Here is a 20,010-nt window from a genome sequence, read left to right as displayed (position 1 = left end):
AGTTTATCTATGTTCAAAGGAATTCGTTTACTTACTGCCTACTTGCAGAGTTGAGTCTTTTGGGGATTTGGTTAAATTTTATAGGTCAGTTTTATCAGAGAATTCGCAAAGATCTTCAATGATACAACTGCCACAACGCGGCTTTCTTGCGACACAGGTGTAGCGACCATGTAAGATCAACCAGTGATGAACATCAACTTTGAATTCTTTAGGGACGACTTTGAGCAGTTTTTGTTCCACTTCATCAACGTTTTTACCCACCGCAAACTTGGTTCTATTTGAAACTCGGAAAATATGCGTGTCAACGGCGATGGTTGGCCACCCGAAAGCGGTGTTCAATACCACATTGGCCGTTTTTCTGCCAACGCCGGGTAGCGATTCTAATGCTTCACGGCTCTCAGGCACTTCTCCTGCGTATTGATCCAATAAGATACGGCAAGTTTTGATGACGTTTTCTGCTTTGGAATTGAATAAACCAATGGTTTTGATGTATTGCTTTAGCCCATCAACGCCAAGCTCAAAGATGGCTTGTGGCGTATTAGCAATAGGGTAAAGTTTGTCAGTGGCCTTATTAACGCTGACGTCAGTCGCTTGAGCGGAAAGCAGTACTGAGATCAGTAACTCAAACGGTGTGCTCCATTTAAGCTCGGTTTCTGGCTTCGGGTTATTGGCCCGTAAGCGCTCGAGGATCTCGACTCGTTTGACATTATTCATTGTTTGGAAAACTTCCTTATGATTTCGCTAAGCGTTGGTGACGCGTGCTCGTTCTATGACGGGCTTTTGTTCTTTAGGTTGGCGAGCAGCCAGATTTTTATCGATGATATTTTTAGCTGCAATCAAAAAGCCAACACCAATAAACGCTCCAGGCGGCAAGAGCGCAAGCAAGAAGCTGTTGTCAAAATGGAAGACCTCAATGCGTAAAATGGTTGCCCAATGACCCAGTAATAAATCAGCACCATCAAACAGTGTGCCATTGCCAATTACTTCACGCAGTGCGCCCAAAATGACCAGAATAGTGGTCATTCCCATGCCCATCCAAAATCCATCTTGTGCTGAAGGCAACACTGCATTTTTTGAGGCAAATGCTTCGGCGCGACCGATGATGATACAGTTGGTCACAATCAGAGGAATGAAGATCCCTAGCGATAGGTACAGGCCGTAAGCGTAGGCATTCATTAACAGTTGTACGCAAGTTACTAGTGCGGCGATGATCATCACAAACACAGGGATACGAACTTCTTTGGGGACATAATCTCGTACTAATGAGATGGTGACATTTGAACAGACGAGAACCAGCAATGTTGCAACGCCTAAACCTAGCGCATTAGTGACAGTGGAAGAAACCGCTAGTAAAGGGCACAGTCCAAGTTGTTGAACGAGCGCAGGGTTGTTGCTCCACATCCCGTTTTTAATCAGTGTCTTATGATCACTCATTGCTGGCTCCTTTACAGTCAAAAGGTTGTGCTAATAGTGCTTCTCGATGTTGATTCACAAACTGAGCGGTATTTTTCACCGCTTTGACGACGGCTCGCGGCGTAATCGTCGCTCCAGTAAACTGATCAAATTGTCCCCCATCTTTGCGCACTTTCCAAGTCTCGATATTTTGCTCAGTGACTTGCTTGCCAGTAAAGCTCAATATCCAATCAGTGACGCGTAAATCTATTTTGTCACCTAACCCCGGTGTTTCTTGATGAGACAGAACGCGAGTCCCTGTGATGGTGCCATCGTGTTTGATGCCAATAATTACCTTGATCGCGCCGTTATAGCCATCAGGTGCGATGGCTTCAATAGCCAGTCCACTCGGTTCACCGTTTTGTGTGGCAATATAAGCGTGCATAGGTTGGTCTGTACCAAGTGCAGGATAAGTCACCAGTGTACAGGATTTGTACAGTTCGTTGTCGTGCAAACTGTGCGGGATCACTTGGTTTAAAATCGATTGCAGTTGAATCTGCTCTTGCTTGGTTATTTGATCTTTTGTTAGGTATTGGGTTAACGCTACAACACCTGTTGAAGCACAGGCAAAGATAGCGAGAATCAAACCGTTATTGCGAATGGCGGTTAACATAGCGCTCCTTAGTGCCCGTAGGTTCGAGGTTTAGTGTAGTAATCAATCAGTGGGACACACATGTTGGCAAGTAACACAGCGAAGGCTACCCCGTCAGGGAAGCCTCCCCAACTGCGGATAATGAAAATCATCATGCCAATAAATGCGCCGTAAATTAAGCGACCTTTGACGGTTGTGGAAGCGGTGACTGGATCGGTTGCGATGAAAAAAGCGCCGAGCATAGTCGCGCCCGAGAGCAAATGAAACAAGGGTGAGGCGGTTGCTCCCGGTTCAATAAGCGCAGTGAAAGCACTTGCCATTACTAAACCACACAGCACCGCAATCGGAATATGCCAGTTGATCACACGTAGTTTGATCAATAATAAGCCGCCAGCTAAATAGGCAAGGTTAACCCATTCCCAGCCAAGCCCAGCTAACCCACTAAATTGAGGCTGGCTCATCGCTTCATGCAGAGTCTCACCGTTATGTAATCCGGTTTTTACAGCGTCCAATGGGGTGGCCATAGTGACACCATCGATACCTGTTCGGATTTGTTGTAGTGATAAACCTTCTACGTTGAAGCCACTGAAAATAAGTGAAAATGCATCACTAAACGAGATTGGATCCGGGGCTAATTCCGTTGGAGCAATCCAACTGGTCATCTGCACAGGGAAAGAGATAAGCAAAACCACATAAGCAATCATGGCGGGGTTGAATGGGTTTTGTCCTAGTCCGCCGTATAAGTGTTTTGCAATAATGATGGCAAAAATAAGGCCAATAAAGATAACCCACCAAGGGGACATCGGAGGAATAGCAATGGCCAGAAGCCAAGCGGTGACCACGGCGCTGTAATCTTTGATTGCCAACAGTGGTGAGCGCTTACGCAGTAGCATAACGGCAGATTCAAAAGCCAAAGCGATGATGATAGCGAGCATTAGTTGAATGAGAGTACCCCAACCAAAGAAGTAGCTCTGCGCGATAAGCCCCGGTAAGGCGCACAAGGCGACCCACTTCATCAGTTCTGATGTGCTGCGTTTGCTGTGTGCATGGGGGGAGCTGGCAATAAAAAAGGCCACTAATTATTCTCCTCAGAATTATGATTGTTTTTCGCTTGTGCCGTTTGCTGCTCTGCTTTGCGCGCTTTTGCGCGAGCAATGGCGGCAGCGACTGCCGCTTTTTTGGCATCCTCAGGTTGAGTAGGTGCAGGTTCAAGCGTTGGCTGAGGCTCACTCGGAGCCGTTTGCTGCTCTGCCTTGCGTGCTTTCGCGCGGGCAATGGCAGCAGCGACTGCCGCTTTTTTTGCATCCTCAGGTTGAGCAGGCACAGGTTCAAGCATTGGCTGGGGTTCACTCTGCGCCGTTTGTTGCTCTGCTTTGCGCGCTTTTGCGCGAGCAATGGCGGCAGCGACTGCCGCTTTTTTGGCATCCTCAGGTTGAGTTGGTGCAGGTTCAAGCGTTGGCTGGGGTTCACTCGGCGCCGTTTGCTGCTCGGCCTTGCGTGCTTTCGCGCGGACAATGGCGGCAGCGACTGCCGCTTTTTTATCATCACCAGTTTCTGCTGGTGGCGCATCAGCACTGGTTTGCTGCGCTTTTTTCTCGCGAGCTTGACGTTTGCGCTCTTCGCGCAATTTAACCATTTCAGCGTTATCTGGCTCGACTTGACCTGCTTGCAGTGCTTCGGCTTGCTTGGCTTTAGCGCGAGCAATAGCCGCAGCAACGGCGGGTTTTACGGTGCTTGGGTTGTTTTCTGTTTGTGCTTTTTGCGCTTGAACGCGAGCAATGGCCGCTGCAATCGCATCGTCGCCGCCTGTTTGTGTCATCTCTTGACGACGTTCATCGGCTGCTTTTTTGAAACGATTCTCGCGATCGGCTTTATCGCGTTCTAAACGTGCTTTTTTCTCTTCGAAACGTACTCTGGCACGTTCAGCGGCTTCTGATTCTTGTTGGCGAGTTTTTATCTCGGCCTTGGCTTGACGATAGTATTGCACCAATGGAATTTCACTGGGGCAAACATAAGCACAAGCCCCGCACTCAATGCAATCTTTGAGGTTCAGTTCTTCACACTTATCATATTCTTCCGCTTTCGCGTGCCAGAACAGTTGCTGAGGCAATAAGGAGGCCGGGCAGGCTTCCGCGCACTGACCACAGCGAATGCAGGCCATTTCATGTTGTGAAGAGGCAATCTCTTTACGAGTGGGTGCCAGAATGCAGTTGGTGGTTTTGGTGATCGGAACTTGTGAATGAGGCAGGGTGAACCCCATCATCGGGCCGCCCATGATAAGACGCGGTAATTTTTTATCTGCCTTATAGCCAAATTGTTCGAGTAAATATTGTACGGGTGTGCCTAATAAAACCCAGACATTCCGGGGCTGTTTAAACGTATTGCCCGTTAAGGTGACTACGCGGTTAATCAGGGGTTCGCCATCCATGACGGCGCGTTTAATCGCGTAGATAGAGCCAACATTTTGTACCATCAAGCCAATATCGGCTGGAATTTTACCCGCAGGCACTTCTTGGTTGGTCAGCAATTTAATTAACTGCTTTTCACCACCTGAAGGGTATTTGGTTGGGATCACGCGGATCACGATGTCTTTATGTATTGCGGCGGCTTCTAACGCTTGAATTGCTTCTGGTTTGTTATCTTCAATACCGATGATGGTTAATTTGGGCTTAAGAATGTGCTCTACAATACTGATCCCATCGATGATCTCTGCGGCATGGTGCTGCATGAGTACATCATCGGCCGTGATGTAAGGTTCACATTCGGCGGCGTTGATGATCAAAATATCAGTGCGAGCGAGGCCTGATTGCATTTTTTTTGCAGTAGGAAAACCGGCGCCGCCCAACCCTGAGATGCCAGCTTGACGAATGACTTCAATCAATTGCTCTGGGGAGTGTTGTCGATAATCAGCCAGTGGTGCGCGCACTGCCCACTCATCTTGCTGATCAGGTGTGATGACAATACACATTTCACTTAACCCGGAAGGGTGCGCCGTGGTGCGCGGTTCAATGGCGGTAATGGTGCCAGAGGTTGAAGCGTGTACAGGCAACATGAAGGTTGAGGTGTATTGTGTCAGTGGTTGGCCTTTGAGTACTTTATCGCCAACGCTGACCAATAAATCACCGGCTCGGCCAATATGCTGTTTGAGTGGCAATACAATTTCTTGCGGTATACCGGCATGAGTCAGTGCCGTTTGATTTGACTGCTGTTTATTTTCTGGCGGGTGAATGCCTCCTGGGAAGTTCCAGAGAGTGCCAGCTTTGATTTGTTCTATTAATGACAACATACCAATCCTTAATTCACGCTTTTCTGCGCACGTGAGGCAGAGTCGGTAACATCAACAACAGGAATCGCGTTCATTTGCCACTTCCAAGTATCGGTCGTAGTTTCTACCGGGATCATTTCAATACAGTCCGTTGGGCAGGGGGCAACACACAGATCACAGCCAGTACATTCTGACTTGATCACGGTATGCAGAGCCTTAGTTCCACCAACAATGGCATCTACGGGACAAGCTTGAATGCATTTTGTACAACCAATGCACATATCTTCATGAATGAAGGCAACGGTTTTGACCTTATTATCAAGATCATGCGCAGACTCTTCGGCTTCAACGCCCATTAAGTCAGCCAATTTTTCAATGGTTGCTTGGCCGCCGGGCGGACACTTATTGATTTTATCACCATTGGCAATGGCTTGTGCATAAGGGCGACAGCCCGGATAGCCACATTGACCGCATTGTGTCTGCGGTAAAATCGCATCAATCTGATCGACGATAGGATCGGCTTCTACTTTAAAACGGATAGAGGCAAAACCTAAGATAGCGCCAAACACAGCGGCCAATGCGACAAGTGCAAGAATAGCGATGAGTATTGTGCTCATATTACAACTTCACCAATCCTGTAAAACCCATGAAGGCGAGTGACATAAGACCTGCGGTTATCATAGCAATTGATGCCCCTTTGAAGGGCGTTGGTACGTCGGCTACGCCGATGCGTTCGCGCATGGAAGCAAACAGAATCAATACCAATGAGAACCCAACCGCGGCACCAAAACCATAAATAATGGATTGAATGAAGTTATGATTTTCGTTGATGTTGAGAAGCGCAACCCCAAGTACCGCACAGTTGGTGGTGATAAGAGGAAGGAAAATCCCGAGCAGGCGATATAACGTTGGGCTGGTTTTGTGTACCACCATTTCGGTGAATTGCACCACCACGGCGATCACTAAAATAAAGCTCATGGTGCGTAAGTACTCAATACCTAATGGTTTAAGAACATAGCTTTCTACTAAATACGCACACACTGACGCTAGAGTTAGCACGAAAGTCGTCGCTAACCCCATCCCTATTGCGGTTTCTAGTTTTTTTGATACGCCCATGAAAGGACATAGCCCTAGAAACTTTACCAGTACAAAGTTATTGACCAGTACAGTGCCGATTAATAACAAAAAATATTCGGTCATAGTTATATAAGTCTTAAGTTCCGATCTGGTGATTATCGTGCTTTGCCAAGCGAATAACAACCAAGGAAAGATAAGGTTTTATACCTTTGACGGAATTTTGTACGCTGCTACGCCAGTATGAGGTTGATATGGGGCGTTATAAAGCAGTGTCAGCCGGCTATTTTTTTATGTGTCGAAAAATGGGCTTGACTTAAATAACACCAAGTCAGTACATACTCACTGTCAGGCCAGTGGTAACCAACGCTGATTGTGTATGATGGATTTAAAAAAGGATGAAGATCAGTGTGAATCTGAAAAATGAGTCGTTTGGCGTGTTTGTCAACGTGGATCAGTTCTACCACGTGAAAATCAAGAACCTGTTCAACCCATGGATAAATGGCTTTATAAATCGATTCCTTCGCGGAAAAAATCAGCGTAATAAAGTTCGCTAATTGGGCAAAGTGATGAGCAAAAATGTGCTCTGCGTGTGTCATTACTTGCTGGCGAATATCACTGAGCCATTCATCTCGTATGAGTTGTTCAATATCAATACCAAGAGCGGCACACGCTTGAGTCTGGTGAGTGGCGGCTGCGATAGCGTAGCCATGGCAATGGGATATTGAGCCTACGATATTTTGCGGCCAAACCGCTTGGTTCCCCTTGCCAATCTCTAACGTTAGCGACTGTGATTGATCCAGTTTGGTTAGGCAGTGTTTTGCACACATCCTGCCAGCTAAAAATTCACAGTGGCGCTTTAGCACGGCTTGGTTTAAAGAAGAGGGCAGGGAGATCCCTTGCTCTTCAAGTTTATTTTTGTATTCAGGTAGATACTTCACTTCAAGCTGGTGGTATTGGATGAAAGATGGCCAGTTTGGAATGATGAGCATGCCTATTTTACCTATCGAGTGAGTGAACTTGTTCGATGCGTCGCCTGCATGGTGACGTTTATCTAAGATTGAGTGAAAAATCACTCCCCCAGTCAAAAACAAAGTGTTGATGTCTAGGAGAGTGAGTCAGAGTGACTAACTAGAACTGGTAATCAGCGACTATGCCAAAGGTGCGTGGACCGCCGACTTCGTAGAGATCACTTTTCTGGCGAATCACGTACTCTTCATCAGTGACGTTTTTCACGTAAGCGCGAATAGTCAAATCGTTGAGAGTGTAACCTGCATTCAGATTGAACACGGTGTAATCGCCAGCCGTTTTACTCTCTGTGTTGGCTAAATCGGTATAGTAATCGGAAACGTGGTTAACACGAGCACCAAAAAATAGACCAGAATCTAAGTGTTGAGTAAAGCCCGCACCTGCAGACAGTTTAGGAGCGTAACTGAACTCATTGCCTGAGAGATTGGTAGAGGTACCGGTTGGTCCTTCGCTGATGTCTGTTTTAAGAAGACCGACAAACGCAAACAGGTCGAGCCCAGAATCAAACCAGTAAGAGGCTTCAACTTCCGTACCGTAAGTTTTCCCTTTCGGTATATTGGTGATATAGGTGTCGAAGCGTTTGCCGCTCTCACCAGAGACCGAAGTTTGATAATTTTTGTAGTCGTTGTAGAACAGGTTAGCAGTCAGATCCAGCTTGTCATCCAGGAAGCTTGAACGAGAACTTAGCTCGTAGCTCCAGACTTTTTCTTGTTCAAAAACAAAAACTTCTTCTTTGTACTCGTTATAGCCTAATCCACCGGCATTGTAGCCTTTACGGGCCGTAAGACCGAGGGTGGAGTGATCTGAGACATCAAGTAATAGACCAATCTTAGGCAATAGGATGCCGTCATCTTCATCGGCTTTAAAATCGAGTGGTAGGGTAGCGTGATCGAAATCTCGCTTCAGTTCATCTCTTTCATAACGTGCACCTAATAATAGCTGCCAGCGATTATCCAAACGAATTCTTGAATCAAAGTAGATTGAGTTGGTTAAAACTTCATCTTTACGTTTTAATGAATCTGTTTCGGTGTATTGATCTTTGAAGAAGCTGGCTAGGCCTAGAATCGCATTGTACTTTCCATCAACTGATTGATATGTAAGCTTTGCTTCTGCGGTGTAGTTATCTTCATCCACATCACCATACCAATTAGTTTGAGGGTAAGCTTTGAACTTGGTGGTGTAGTTACGATGGGCGACTAAAATATCTGTTGTCAGTTCATCATTAATCACATAATTGACGTCTAGGTTGATATTCCAGCTTTTGGTTTCTTGGCGACGCGTGCCACTTTTGCTATGTAGTTCAAGTGTGCCCGGCTTGGTAACGAAGTTGGTGTATTGCCCCTCTTCATTACGGCTACCAACCGTTAGCTTGGCTGTTAGCTTGTCATTTCCTTGAGGTTTCCACAATAATTTACCACGGACATTATAGGATTCGAGCTCGGAAGGATCCCAAGGGTACTGATCGCCGTTAGGCAGAGAGTAATCGATAGGGGTATTGCCTTTGGTACCTTCGGCGGCAAGACGAAACGCTAAAGTATCTTCAACCAGAGGTGCCGACACGACCCCTGCGAGATGATATTTACTGTCTTCATTTTCATAACCAGCGCGAACTTTACCCTCACGGTGGAACGTTGGATCCTTAGTTTTGATCACAACCGCACCGGCAATACTATTGCGGCCTTGGTTGGTGGATTGCGGCCCTTTATAGACTTCCACTTGTTCTGTATCCCACAGTCCAGCTTTGCCAAACGCTTCTCCAGACCAAGATTCAGACACGCCGTCTACCGTTGTATTGACGCGAGGTGTTGCGCCTGTCATGAAGGTAAGAAAACCTTCGCCAGGGCCACGTCCATCGACCCCACGAATGTGTGGAATGCCCGAAGGTGCATTGAGTACGTTTGGTACGCGGTCGAGCAGATCGTAATAATCTCGGCTTTCACCATCATCCACTTCATCGGTGAATAGGGTGAGCGAACTGGTGTTTTCGGCCAGTGTTCCTCCCAATTTCTCACCCACCACAACCACAGTATCTTGCTTTCTCTGTGGCTCTTTTTTTTCGAGCTGTTCCGCGACAACATTTGCGCTAGTACTCACGCAGAGGATGCCAATCAGTGTGGCGAGTTGAGTCTTATTGATATTTCTGACTGCCTTACCGTTATTCATATCCATGGGCTTCATGACCTAAAAGTTCCTTAATAGAAAAAATGATGTTGCTGCAACCATTATCGAATCAACTGTTGCTGGTTGTAATGTTAATGATAATTGTTATTATTTGCAATATCATCAATGCAGTTTTATGCTACTTAGTTTCTATGTTTCAAAAATACTAGGCTTGATATGGGGTGGTTTTAGTAATGATTGTTAATCAGGAGAGCTCACAAGAGAGGGCTGAGCTCAATGGGGTATTGGCCCGTTTTATTCAAGAGGGCGGCTCTATCGGTGACGAGCTTTGGTGGGCACATGTGCAATCGATCGGCATGCCTTATGTAATTGAAATAAATGGCGAATATGCAAAAGTGCTTTTTTTATGGCGTGGGTCGAAGCCGAGTGTGGCCGCAAATCAAGCGATCTACGTTGATATTAATGGTGTCACCGATCATCACAGTTTTTCGATGGCGAAGTTTACTCATGTCGATAATACCGATGTGTGGTTTTATATCGATAGCGTCAAACAGAGTTGGCGAGGAGGGTACTCTTTTATTCCTGTCCCAGAAGCGTTAGTGCAGCCGAGTTACCAAGGTTCATACGATGCAATGCGCCACCAACATCGGCAATGGCTACGCTCCATTTTTCCACTGAGTTGCGCTGATCCACTGGCTCAAAATGATTTGTCAAAATGCGAGTGGGGGCGCGCGAAAACACCTTGTCATATGCCTAAAGCGCTTACGCAAACAGAGTGGCTCGGTTTCGATTCAGCGCAAGGTCAGTGCTTCAAAAGTGCTGATTCGACCTTTACTTGGCGCAGCACTTTGCTCGGTACATCGCGCGAGATTTGGCTTTATTCGACTGCGCAAAGACCCACCACTGAGCCGTTACCCTTGGTGTTGATGCTGGATGGCCGTTTTTGGTCTCAATCGATGCCGGTTTATGAGGCTCTTTCACAGGCGACCCTCAGTGGAAAGCTTCCAGCGGCGCTCTATGTGTTGATTGATGAAATTAGCGCTCAACAACGCAGTGATGATCTCAGCTGTAATCCGCTGTTTTGGCAAGCCGTGATGGAGGAGTTACTCCCCTCGATTAACGAGCGCGTCAGAGTAACCCGCGATGCAGACCAAACGGTGATCGTAGGCCAGAGTTTAGGAGGCTTAGCGGCAATGTACGCGGCATTACACTGGCCGCAGCGATTCGGTTCTGTGGTTTGTCAATCGGGTTCATTTTGGTGGCCCGATTTCTCGATCGTTAAACCCCCCAGTGAATATTGTCCACCGAAAAGCGACTCGCGATTAAGCAAAATGAGCCAAGAGGTACATCAAGGTTTAGGTGCCAATTCACGTCTTGCGCTTTTCCTCGAAGTGGGTAGCGGCGAAGACATCATGATCGATTTAAGTCGAGATCTATACCAACAATTGGCTTCACAACAGCATCGAATTCAATTTCGTCTGTTTGATGGCGGTCACGATCGACTCTGTTGGCGCGGCGGGATCATCGATGGCTTGTCATATGTTTTAGAACCTTATCTTTAATTTTCAGCGGTAGAGAGAAATATGTCAGAAAAATACACCAACCCTTTTGATGAATCTAAGCATCAATTTTTAGTGCTGATCAATTCGCATAATCAATACAGTTTATGGCCAGAATTCAAAGCCATTCCCGCTGGTTGGCAAGCCATCCTTGGACCGAGGTCAAAACAAGAGTGTTGCAACTACATCGAAGCTCAGTGGTTAGATATTCGAGCTTAAACCAAACGAGTTTTGACTCCTGCAATAGCGGCGCTGTTCATTCATGCTTGTTAAGCGGGGTAACAAAAAGGGACATAGGCAATGACTTTTGTTAGGAATAAAGAGATGCACAACTCATCAGTGCAAGAGGATCAGTGGCCTCTTATCGGCACACAGCAAGGTATTTGGTTTGCCGAGCAGATGATGCCCAATCCAGAGCAATTTAATGTTGCCCACTACGTGGTGATTCAAGGTCAAATCGATATTGAGTTATTTTCAAACGCGGTAGCCATCGGCTTGCAAGGCGTTGATTCCCTTCACTGCCATTATTTAGAGAGCGATGGCAGCGTGAGGCAGCAGTTTTATCCAGCGGATGAAGAAGGGCAGTGGCTTGAAATTCTCGACTTTTCACAAGCCGCCTTGCCAGAAGAGTCGGCTCGGGAGTGGATGAAGCACGATCTTGCGCAGCGGTTGGACATTTCATCAAGAAAGAGGCGTTTCCGACACTGTTTAATTGATGTTGGTTCAAGCAATGCACCGCAATGGTTTTGGTATCAACGTTACCATCATATTGACGTGGATGGGTTCAGCGTGAATGCCATCAGTCAATACATCTGCCAACTTTATAACCATTGGCGGATTGGCGCTGCGAAACCTCAAGAGTTCAGCGCTTTTAGTGATGTAATTCAAGAATATCAGCAATTTTTAGACTCGGCCGCGCGCCAGCAGGCGTACGACTTTTGGCAAACGCAAGCGGCTCATTTACCCAATGTTATTTCGCTCACCACAGGTAGCGCAGCCAATACATCATCGAGCACGATCACTCACACCGTGCCATTAATCGGTGGAGAGTGGTTAACTTGCTATAGTCCACAGTTGTTACCCGCCGAGCTTGCGATGGCGATGGTATTTGCTTATCTCCATTTACATTCTGGGCAAGAGCAAGTGTGTGTCGGTGTCCCCTTTATGCGCCGAATGGGCAATGCCGCCACTTGTGCCGCTGGTGCGGTAGTGAATGTACTGCCGGTGGCGCTGTCACTTCATCCACAAATGAGCATTATTGATGTGGCGCGAGAGATGAATAAAACCATCCGCCAAGTTCGTCGCCACCAGATGTATGACGCTGAGCAGATCCAGCGTGATTTGGGATTAGTAGGCCAGCCGCTCTATGGCCCGATACTCAACTTTAAACCCTTTGAAGCTGCACTGAATTTATCTGGCGTAGAGACTGAGACACATATCCTCTCGGCAGGTCCGATTGATGAGATTGAATTTTCGCCAGTGCTCGATGGTCAGACATTGAGTGTTAATATCACGGCCAACAGCACCAAATATAGCCAAGAGTCATTAGAACTTCATGCCGCTCGTTTTGTTGCGATGGTAGAGCAGATTGCCAACCATCCAACACAGCCACTTGATTTGGTAGAGTTAATCCCGCCGAGCGAGAAGCAGCAGATTGCTCTGTGGTCGGTGGGGCCACAACATGAATATGAAACAGAGCAAACTGTGCTGGATGTATGGCAGCAGACTGTTGAGAGTAAGCCAAACGAAGATGCCTTGGTGTTTAAACAGCAGCGTTGGACATTTGATGCCTTCAATCACCTTATTGAAACTCGAGCGGATCAACTGATTACCGCAGGCTTGCGCCAAGGCGATATTGCCGGTGTCGCGTTACGACGTGGGCCTGAAAGCGTCGTGACTATGCTAGCCATTTTGCGAGCGGGTGCGATTTACCTGCCTATCGATCTTGATTATCCCGTTGAACGTATTGAATCGATTGTTGAACAAGCACGCCCTTGGTGCTTAGTTGTGGAGGAGAATGAGCAAAACATGGCTTATTCATCGATAAGCTACGTCCCTAGGTTTATTGCTCTTCCTGAATTGGCTCGCATTCACACAGCGCCACAACCCAAACCGACGATCAGTCACAGCGACGTGGCTTATATCATCTTTACTTCAGGTTCGACTGGTCACCCGAAAGGGGTCATGAACACACATGGAGCGCTGTTGAATTTACTGCGCTCTCATCAAGGTTCGATTTTTTCTGCGGCTATCAGAAAACTGGCGACACGTCGTCAGTTACCAGAACAAGCTATTACTGTTCGTGCAGCGCATACGACGTCATTCTCCTTCGATGCTTCTTGGGAGCAAGTACTCTGGATGTTGTCTGGCCATACTATGTATTTGTATGACGATGAACAACGGAAAGACGCCTACGAACTGGTTCAGTGTGTTGCTGAAGATAATATCGATGCTCTTGATTTACCGCCTTTACTGTTTGATCAAATGCTCGATAGTGGATTAATGACGAACGATCACGTGCCGACGTTAGTTTTGATTGGTAGTGAAGCCATACCACAAAAGCTTTGGTCACGTGTGAGTGAGTTTCCCGAACTGCTGGTGGAAAACTTTTATGGACCAACAGAATTTACGGTTGATGCGATCAGCGCTTCGCTTGATGCAGATGCATCGCCTGTCATTGGTCGACCAATTGCCGGTGCTTGTGTTTACGTGCTTGATGAAAATTTAGAGTCTGTCGCTATTGGTGAGGTGGGTGAGCTTTATTTATCGGGTGCGGGGTTAGCAAAGGGCTACCTCAACCAGCCAAGTATGACAGCAGAACGTTTTGTGGCGAACCCCTTTGCGTATGGCAAGATAATGTACCGCACTGGTGATTTGGTGAAGTGGCGAGACAATGGGTTACTGGATTTTGTTGGCCGGTGTGATCACCAAATCAAAATTCGCGGTTTTCGTATTGAATTGGGCGATGTAGAAAGTGCTATTAATGCGATTGATGGTGTTAATACGACGGTAGTCGTAGCAGAGCCTGTTGGCGATACTCATCGTTTATTGGCTTACTGTACTTTAGAGAAAGGGACTCAGGGTGAGTCAGTTCAACCCGCGTTCACAGAGCAAAGACTGCAAAGTCTTATCGCACAGGCGCTGCCTGACTATATGCAGCCAGCCAATGTGATGATCTTGGATGCTTTCTCTTTGAATGTGAATGGGAAAATCGATAGAAAAGCGCTCCCTAAGTACTCGGCAGGCACGCGTAGCGAACGCGTGGCCCCAATAACCCAACCAGAGCAGCTGTTATGTGATGCGATCACCGAGCTACTCGGTGTCAGTGACGTAGGAATGTCAGATGACTTCTTTAACCTAGGCGGGGACAGTATTTCGGCAATGAGCCTTGGGACGCGATTGCGAACGGCGGGCTATGATCTACGACCCAAAGCTATTTTTGCAGCCCGTCAACTGGGTATGATGGCGAGCCAAATGGTGCCACTACAGCAGCAACAGCGCGAGAAACAAGAAGGCATTATTCGGCCTCTGCCTATGTGGCAATGGTTTGAGGAGACATTTTCTAATACAACCAGTTATGTGCAAAGTGTGCTTGTTGAGGTGGAAAGCGAAACCCAATTAGCGCACTTGCAAGCCAGTTTAGTGCAACTGGTCGCCAACCATTCCGTGTGTCGCTTGGTCCAAAAAGAGCAGCAATACCATATTGAGGCGCTGCAAAATCTTGATGTAAAAAACTGGGTTGAATCGGTTTCGGTTGAGAGGCTAGATGGCCCCGTGTTGGACAGTCTGTTTAGCCAGCGCAGTCAGTCGATGTCAATATCATCGGGTCAGCTATTACGCTTGATGATGATAACGGAGCGCAGTGGGCGTAAAAGCCTCATGATCCTTGCTCACCATTTCCTTATCGATGGTGTCTCTTGGCGAATATTGCTTCCGCAGTTGCAGGCATTAACTCAAGCACAAGTCACAGGTGAAGTGGCGGTGATTTCTGAGGAGGTTACCGGTATCCATTGTTGGTCAAAAGCGCTGTATCAACATTTAGCGGTCGCTGCTGCGCAAATGCCATTTTGGCGAGCGCAGGCACAGCGTGCTGTTGCTCCCATCAAGGATCCTGTCGATAAAATACGCATGACGCATTGGCGTACGCCACTCTCTCATGCCGTTACGCAGCCGTTATTGGAATTACCCACACACCAGACGAATCTCGATATTGAAGAGATGCTATTAGCCGCGGTCACGGGGGCGATCGCAGGACTTTATGGGTGTGAAGAGATTAAAGTGAACGTCGAATCTCATGGCCGTGAAGAGTGTGAAGAGGAGATCGATCTCAACCAAACTCTAGGGTGGTTTACCACCGAATATCCGTTGATCATTAACGTGCCAAAACAGGGTGATTACCGCGAGCGGTTACGTGAAGTGAAGCAAAGTAAGCGCAGTGTGAAAGATAAAGGGCTAGGTTATATGGTGCTGCGCTATCTTGATAATCCGTATCGAGATGAGTTACGCACGTTGGCGAATACACGCCAACCGTCATTGCTGTTTAATTACCTTGGCCGTTTCCAAAGCAGCGATGGTCAGTGGTCACCACAGCAATATAGCGGGCAGTTTGCCGATACATTTGCCGTCACCTTAAACAGTGAACGGGCTTTGCAGCATCCCTTAGAGCTAAATATTTTCGTCGAAGAATCGGCAACGCCACGATTGGTGCTCAACTGGTCTTGGAATACTCACCTGTTCAGCCAACAGGAAATGGTGTCGCTGAGCCAACAGATTGAAAGTGAGCTGCTCAAAATACAGCAAGCGCTACAAGTTGGCGATGGTGCTGAGTTGGACCTCTCTGTACCTGCTGACTATACCGAGCCGGGAATCACACTGCGACAAGCGAGCCTATTGCAACACCACTATGGCAAGTTAGCGGATGTACTGCCAGCATTGCCTTTGCAAGAAGGATTACTGTTCCAATCTCAATTAGGGGATAAAAATAGCAGTTATAACTCCACCACGCGTCTTACTTTCCAAGGTCAACTGTCTGAACATCGCGTGAGCGAAGCGCTTAATGCGGTGATTAGGCGTCATCCGCAGTTGCTCGCTCGATTTGATAGTTCGATATTGGGGCGCACCGTACAGGTGATGACGCAGGTTAACCCAAGCTGGCCACTGACACGTTATGACATAACAAATATGAGTGGTGATGAGCAAAGCGCGTTGATTGATCAGTTAGAGAAGCAAGAGCTAAGCCGCCAGTTTGACCTTAACGATCCTACCCACAGCCTGTTGCAGGCCCAGTTGATTTTTCATGGTGATCAGCAAAGCACACTGCTCCTTTCGGCACATCATCTGGTGGTCGATGGCTGGTCAACGCCGATTTTATTGAATGATTTTCTCAGTGCATACGCCCAAGGGGTCTCGAACTTACCTCCGGTAACCGTCGGCTATGCTCATGTTGTGAGCCAGCTAACGCAGCGTGATAAAACCGTTGCGACCGAGCTTTGGCGCAAAGTATTAGCTGATGTCCAGCCGGGTATGGCTTTTGATGATATTCCGCTTAGCGAGGAAGTTAACGAGCATCAGTTATGGCTATCAAAGCATAAAACGGATCAGTTAAATCAGTGTTTACGACATCATGGCTTAACCATGAGCACCTTAATGCAAGGCCTTTGGGCGAGTATTCTCGCCAGCATGACGGGCCGTGAAGAGGTGGTTTTTGGTACGCCAATCTCTGGTCGGTTCAGCCGTATTGCAGGTATTGATGAACAGATAGGGTTATTCAGTAATACCGTGCCTGTCCGTGTGACACTGCAACCTCACCTTAGTTTGAGTGAACAATTAAAAGCGCACCAAGCGATCCAAATCCAATTACTGGAGCACGATGAACTTGGCTTGGGTGAGATCCAGCAACTGGTGGGCGGAAAAACACTCTTTGATACTTTGCTGGTGGTCGAAAACTATCCAGATCATAGCCGTTGGTACCAGCAAGATTTTAGCGGCGCGAAATTAATGGCTATCCACAATCGTGGCTATACCCATTATCCATTAACCATTCTCGTCTTACCGGGAGAGCAACTGCATATCCTGTTTGAATATCGAGACCGAGTCGGCGTAGCAAAACAGATCGTACAACGATTTGAGCAAATGCTGGATGAGTTTATGGTTTCGAGTGATAAGCCTTTCGCTGAATGGGATCTGCGGTTAAGTGGCGAAATTGAATTGCAGCAACGCGTCAACCAGACCAAAACCGCCGTTGAACACACGACACTGCGTGACTTGATGATCACGCAGCAACAGTGTTCTCCACATCAGTTGGCTTTGATTGATAGTGAGCACCGTTTTACCTATCAAGCACTGGCTGAGCAGGTGGCCGCCATTGCCGATTTGCTGCTTCAGCAAGGTGTTAAGGCTGGGGATATTGTCGCTGTTGCCTTGCCACGCAGCGCAACCTTGAGCTTGGCGATCTACAGTATTATTGAATGTGGTGCGGCTTATTTACCGTTGGATGTTGGTTATCCAGATGAGCGCTTGGCCTACATGATCAATGATGCTAAGCCTGCGCTGATCATCACTTGCTCTTCATTCACCTCACGTTTTGAAGGTTTAGCGACACTATTGTTGCTGGATAAGTTACCAGCCCCCGTGCGCGCAGAGCGGCAGAACCGCGCAGATGGGCTTACCCCCTCAAATGCGGCCTACTTGCTTTACACTTCAGGTTCAACGGGTAACCCCAAAGGGGTGTTGGTTTCTCATCAAGCGATTGTCAACCGATTGAAGTGGATGCAGCACCAATATCCCTTGAGCTCTGATGATGTGGTATTGCAAAAAACGCCGTGCAGTTTTGATGTCTCCGTGTGGGAGTTTTTCTGGCCCTTACTGGAAGGGGCGAGCTTAGTGATGGCTCCGGCTGAAGCGCATAAAGACCCTGAATGGTTATTGCAAATAATTGACGATTATCACGTGACCACGATGCACTTTGTACCTTCAATGCTGGCAGCTTTCATGGCCTCAATTGAAGCAACTCACCCAACGGGTTTCACCGTAGCACCAAGCCTCAAGCAAGTATTTTGCTCAGGTGAAGCGCTTGCGAAAGAGCTCTGCCATCAGTACGCACGTAGAATTAATGCACCGCTGCATAACTTGTACGGCCCGACGGAAGCGGCGGTTGACGTGACTTACTATCCAGCTTACGGCGAGGCATTAAACGCAAGCGTTGGCCGTAGTGCACCGATTGGTTTACCGGTATGGAACACCCAAGTTTATGTGCTCGATAGCTTTTTAAGAGCGGTACCAATCGGTGTGCCGGGCGAGCTCTATCTTGCTGGCGAGCAATTAGCCATCGGTTACTTTAATCGCAGTGCGTTAACGGCGGATCGGTTTATCGCCAATCCGTTTACTTGTGGCGAGCGAATGTACCGCACTGGTGATGTCGTACGTTGGTTAGCATGTGGCTCGATTGAGTATTTAGGACGCAGTGATGATCAGATAAAAATTCGCGGGCAGCGTGTGGAACTGGGTGAAATTGAAAGCGCATTACAGGCACTTCCTGCAGTAAAACAAGCGGTGGTCTGTGCTCAGACGCTCTCTACTCATTCAGGTATGTTAGGCGCTGATGAACGGCAAATTATCGGTTACGTCATCGCGCATGATATGAGCGTAACGAATGGCGAGAAGCTACGCGCTGAACTTTCCGAACATTTACCAGCCCATATGGTTCCGGCGGCTATCGTGTTACTGGATCACTATCCGCTTAGCGCCAACGGTAAGCTAGATAAAAAAGCATTACCGCGGCCAAATGACCTCGCAGTACGGGTAGGGCGCAAGGCTCATCCGGGCCTTGAAACACAATTGGTGACCTTATTTGCTCAAGTATTGGCTGTCGAAACACTGTTTGCTGATGATGACTTCTTTACGCTCGGCGGGCATTCACTGCTGGCGATGAAACTAGCGGCAGATATTCGAAGAGCGCTAAACCTACCTGTCACAGTGGGTCAAATCATGGTCAATCCTACGGTGGAGAAACTGGCGAGTTTGTTACTGGATGAAGATGCTTTTAACGACCCAACCTTAGCTGGTTTTGGCGAAGTGCTGCCTATCCGCGCCGGAAGTGGCCCAGCACTTTTTTGCGTCAACTCTGCTTCTGGCTTTGCTTGGCAATACACAGGGCTACCTAAATATCTGACAGGACATTATCCCATTTATGGTTTGCAATCACCTCGGCCCGGCGGAGCGATGGCGACCAGTGAAACGATGGAAGAAGTGTGTGATCGTTTATTACCCGTCTTAAGAGAGGTACAGCCATTTGGACCTTACCATCTATTAGGCTATTCATTTGGCGGGATTGTGGCACAAAAATTGGCCGCGAAGCTTCAACAGCAGGGTGAAGAGGTGCACTTTTTAGGGTTATTGGATACCTATCCACCGGAAGGTCAGAACTGGGATGGCCCGATGGATGAAGAAGAGCAGTACGAAATTGAGCGTGAAAAAGAGCAGTTTCTGGCCATCAATGAGCTAACCGATATTGAATTAGATGAGCAACGTTTGGCGATGTTCAATGAGATTACCGCTAACTATGAAGATGCGGTACGTCTACTTGCACAGGCACAAACGTCTGATTATCAAGGTCCGGCCCACCTTTTCGTGGCGCAGCGTACCGTGCCAGATGGTTATGATATTGATGCTCATTGGCAATCTTTTGTCGGCCAGTTGATTAAACATCAGTTTGATTGTTCACATGAAGATATCTTGGCCCCAGAAAATGTACGCCAGATTGGCGAATGTTTAAATACGCTGCTGGAGTCGAAGGCAGCACTGAAAAAATAACAAAAACCACCATTGACGAAACCAGTGCTTATCAAGGCTGGTTTCGTCTTAATCTTCGCGATGTTTTGAAAGCATTACATTCTGGTTTGAATAGATAATAGTATGAA

Annotated in this window: 12 protein-coding genes; 3 read left to right on the top strand and 9 right to left on the bottom strand. The window is 47.5% G+C overall.

Annotation, left to right across the window (positions count from 1 at the left end):
* Positions 1-78: 78 nt before the first annotated feature.
* The 9 genes from nth to fvtA form a co-directional block, all read right to left on the bottom strand.
* The gene (nth, locus tag AACQ21_RS02100; RefSeq protein ID WP_010318469.1) at positions 79-714 is read right to left on the bottom strand and encodes an endonuclease III; all 636 of its coding nucleotides are present in this window, start codon (positions 712-714) and stop codon (positions 79-81) included.
* A gap of 27 nt (positions 715-741) precedes the next feature.
* Positions 742-1,434 carry an electron transport complex subunit E gene (locus AACQ21_RS02095; RefSeq protein WP_010318468.1) on the bottom strand — a complete coding sequence of 231 codons (693 nt, stop codon included), beginning with the start codon at positions 1,432-1,434 and terminating at the stop codon, positions 742-744.
* On the bottom strand, positions 1,427-2,065 hold the full coding sequence (rsxG, locus tag AACQ21_RS02090) for an electron transport complex subunit RsxG (protein ID WP_105976396.1): 639 nt from the start codon (positions 2,063-2,065) through the stop codon (positions 1,427-1,429). The genes AACQ21_RS02095 and rsxG overlap by 8 nt, the downstream gene beginning before the upstream one ends.
* An 8-nt stretch (positions 2,066-2,073) precedes the next feature.
* Positions 2,074-3,120, bottom strand: a complete 1,047-nt coding sequence (gene rsxD, locus AACQ21_RS02085) for an electron transport complex subunit RsxD (protein ID WP_013857282.1) — start codon at positions 3,118-3,120, stop codon at positions 2,074-2,076.
* Positions 3,120-5,330, bottom strand: coding sequence for an electron transport complex subunit RsxC (gene rsxC / locus AACQ21_RS02080; RefSeq protein WP_105976395.1), 2,211 nt, complete (start codon positions 5,328-5,330; stop codon positions 3,120-3,122). Before rsxC ends, rsxD begins: the two co-directional genes overlap by 1 nt.
* A gap of 8 nt (positions 5,331-5,338) precedes the next feature.
* A complete protein-coding gene (gene rsxB / locus AACQ21_RS02075; protein ID WP_013857280.1) occupies positions 5,339-5,926 on the bottom strand; it encodes an electron transport complex subunit RsxB in 588 nt (195 codons plus the stop codon).
* A 1-nt stretch (position 5,927) separates the two neighbouring features.
* The gene (gene rsxA / locus AACQ21_RS02070; protein WP_010318463.1) at positions 5,928-6,509 is read right to left on the bottom strand and encodes an electron transport complex subunit RsxA; all 582 of its coding nucleotides are present in this window, start codon (positions 6,507-6,509) and stop codon (positions 5,928-5,930) included.
* A gap of 149 nt (positions 6,510-6,658) precedes the next feature.
* Positions 6,659-7,459 carry a 4'-phosphopantetheinyl transferase family protein gene (locus AACQ21_RS02065; protein ID WP_258174165.1) on the bottom strand — a complete coding sequence of 267 codons (801 nt, stop codon included), beginning with the start codon at positions 7,457-7,459 and terminating at the stop codon, positions 6,659-6,661.
* 55 nt (positions 7,460-7,514) lie between these two features.
* Positions 7,515-9,590 carry a TonB-dependent siderophore vanchrobactin receptor FvtA gene (fvtA, locus tag AACQ21_RS02060; protein WP_105976393.1) on the bottom strand — a complete coding sequence of 692 codons (2,076 nt, stop codon included), beginning with the start codon at positions 9,588-9,590 and terminating at the stop codon, positions 7,515-7,517.
* Positions 9,591-9,754: 164 nt separating this feature from the next.
* On the opposite strand from fvtA, the gene vabH reads away from it, so the two are divergent.
* The 3 genes from vabH to vabF all read left to right on the top strand — a co-directional run bounded on the left by vabH (position 9,755) and on the right by vabF (position 19,903).
* The gene (gene vabH / locus AACQ21_RS02055) at positions 9,755-11,095 is read left to right on the top strand and encodes a vanchrobactin esterase VabH (protein ID WP_105976392.1); all 1,341 of its coding nucleotides are present in this window, start codon (positions 9,755-9,757) and stop codon (positions 11,093-11,095) included.
* Between the two features lie 21 nt (positions 11,096-11,116).
* A complete protein-coding gene (locus tag AACQ21_RS02050; protein WP_013857274.1) occupies positions 11,117-11,311 on the top strand; it encodes an MbtH family protein in 195 nt (64 codons plus the stop codon).
* Between the two features lie 105 nt (positions 11,312-11,416).
* On the top strand, positions 11,417-19,903 hold the full coding sequence (gene vabF / locus AACQ21_RS02045) for a vanchrobactin non-ribosomal peptide synthetase VabF (protein WP_105976391.1): 8,487 nt from the start codon (positions 11,417-11,419) through the stop codon (positions 19,901-19,903).
* Positions 19,904-20,010 lie beyond the last annotated feature (107 nt).

Origin of the sequence: Vibrio sp. V01_P9A10T6 (assembly GCF_963877065.1) — a bacterium.
Classification (GTDB): Bacteria; Pseudomonadota; Gammaproteobacteria; order Enterobacterales; family Vibrionaceae; genus Vibrio; species Vibrio anguillarum.
This window is presented reverse-complemented; position numbering and strand designations above follow the sequence as displayed.

What these genes read in the sequence shown, in the direction of transcription:
- nth (WP_010318469.1), bottom strand. Translation starts at nt 714, where the DNA reads ATGAATAATGTCAAACGAGTCGAGATCCTCGAGCGCTTACGGGCCAAT.
- rsxG (WP_105976396.1), bottom strand. Translation starts at nt 2,065, where the DNA reads ATGTTAACCGCCATTCGCAATAACGGTTTGATTCTCGCTATCTTTGCC.
- AACQ21_RS02095 (WP_010318468.1), bottom strand. Translation starts at nt 1,434, where the DNA reads ATGAGTGATCATAAGACACTGATTAAAAACGGGATGTGGAGCAACAAC.
- rsxA (WP_010318463.1), bottom strand. Translation starts at nt 6,509, where the DNA reads ATGACCGAATATTTTTTGTTATTAATCGGCACTGTACTGGTCAATAAC.
- fvtA (WP_105976393.1), bottom strand. Translation starts at nt 9,590, where the DNA reads ATGAAGCCCATGGATATGAATAACGGTAAGGCAGTCAGAAATATCAAT.
- rsxC (WP_105976395.1), bottom strand. Translation starts at nt 5,330, where the DNA reads ATGTTGTCATTAATAGAACAAATCAAAGCTGGCACTCTCTGGAACTTC.
- AACQ21_RS02050 (WP_013857274.1), top strand. Translation starts at nt 11,117, where the DNA reads ATGTCAGAAAAATACACCAACCCTTTTGATGAATCTAAGCATCAATTT.
- rsxB (WP_013857280.1), bottom strand. Translation starts at nt 5,926, where the DNA reads ATGAGCACAATACTCATCGCTATTCTTGCACTTGTCGCATTGGCCGCT.
- vabF (WP_105976391.1), top strand. Translation starts at nt 11,417, where the DNA reads ATGCACAACTCATCAGTGCAAGAGGATCAGTGGCCTCTTATCGGCACA.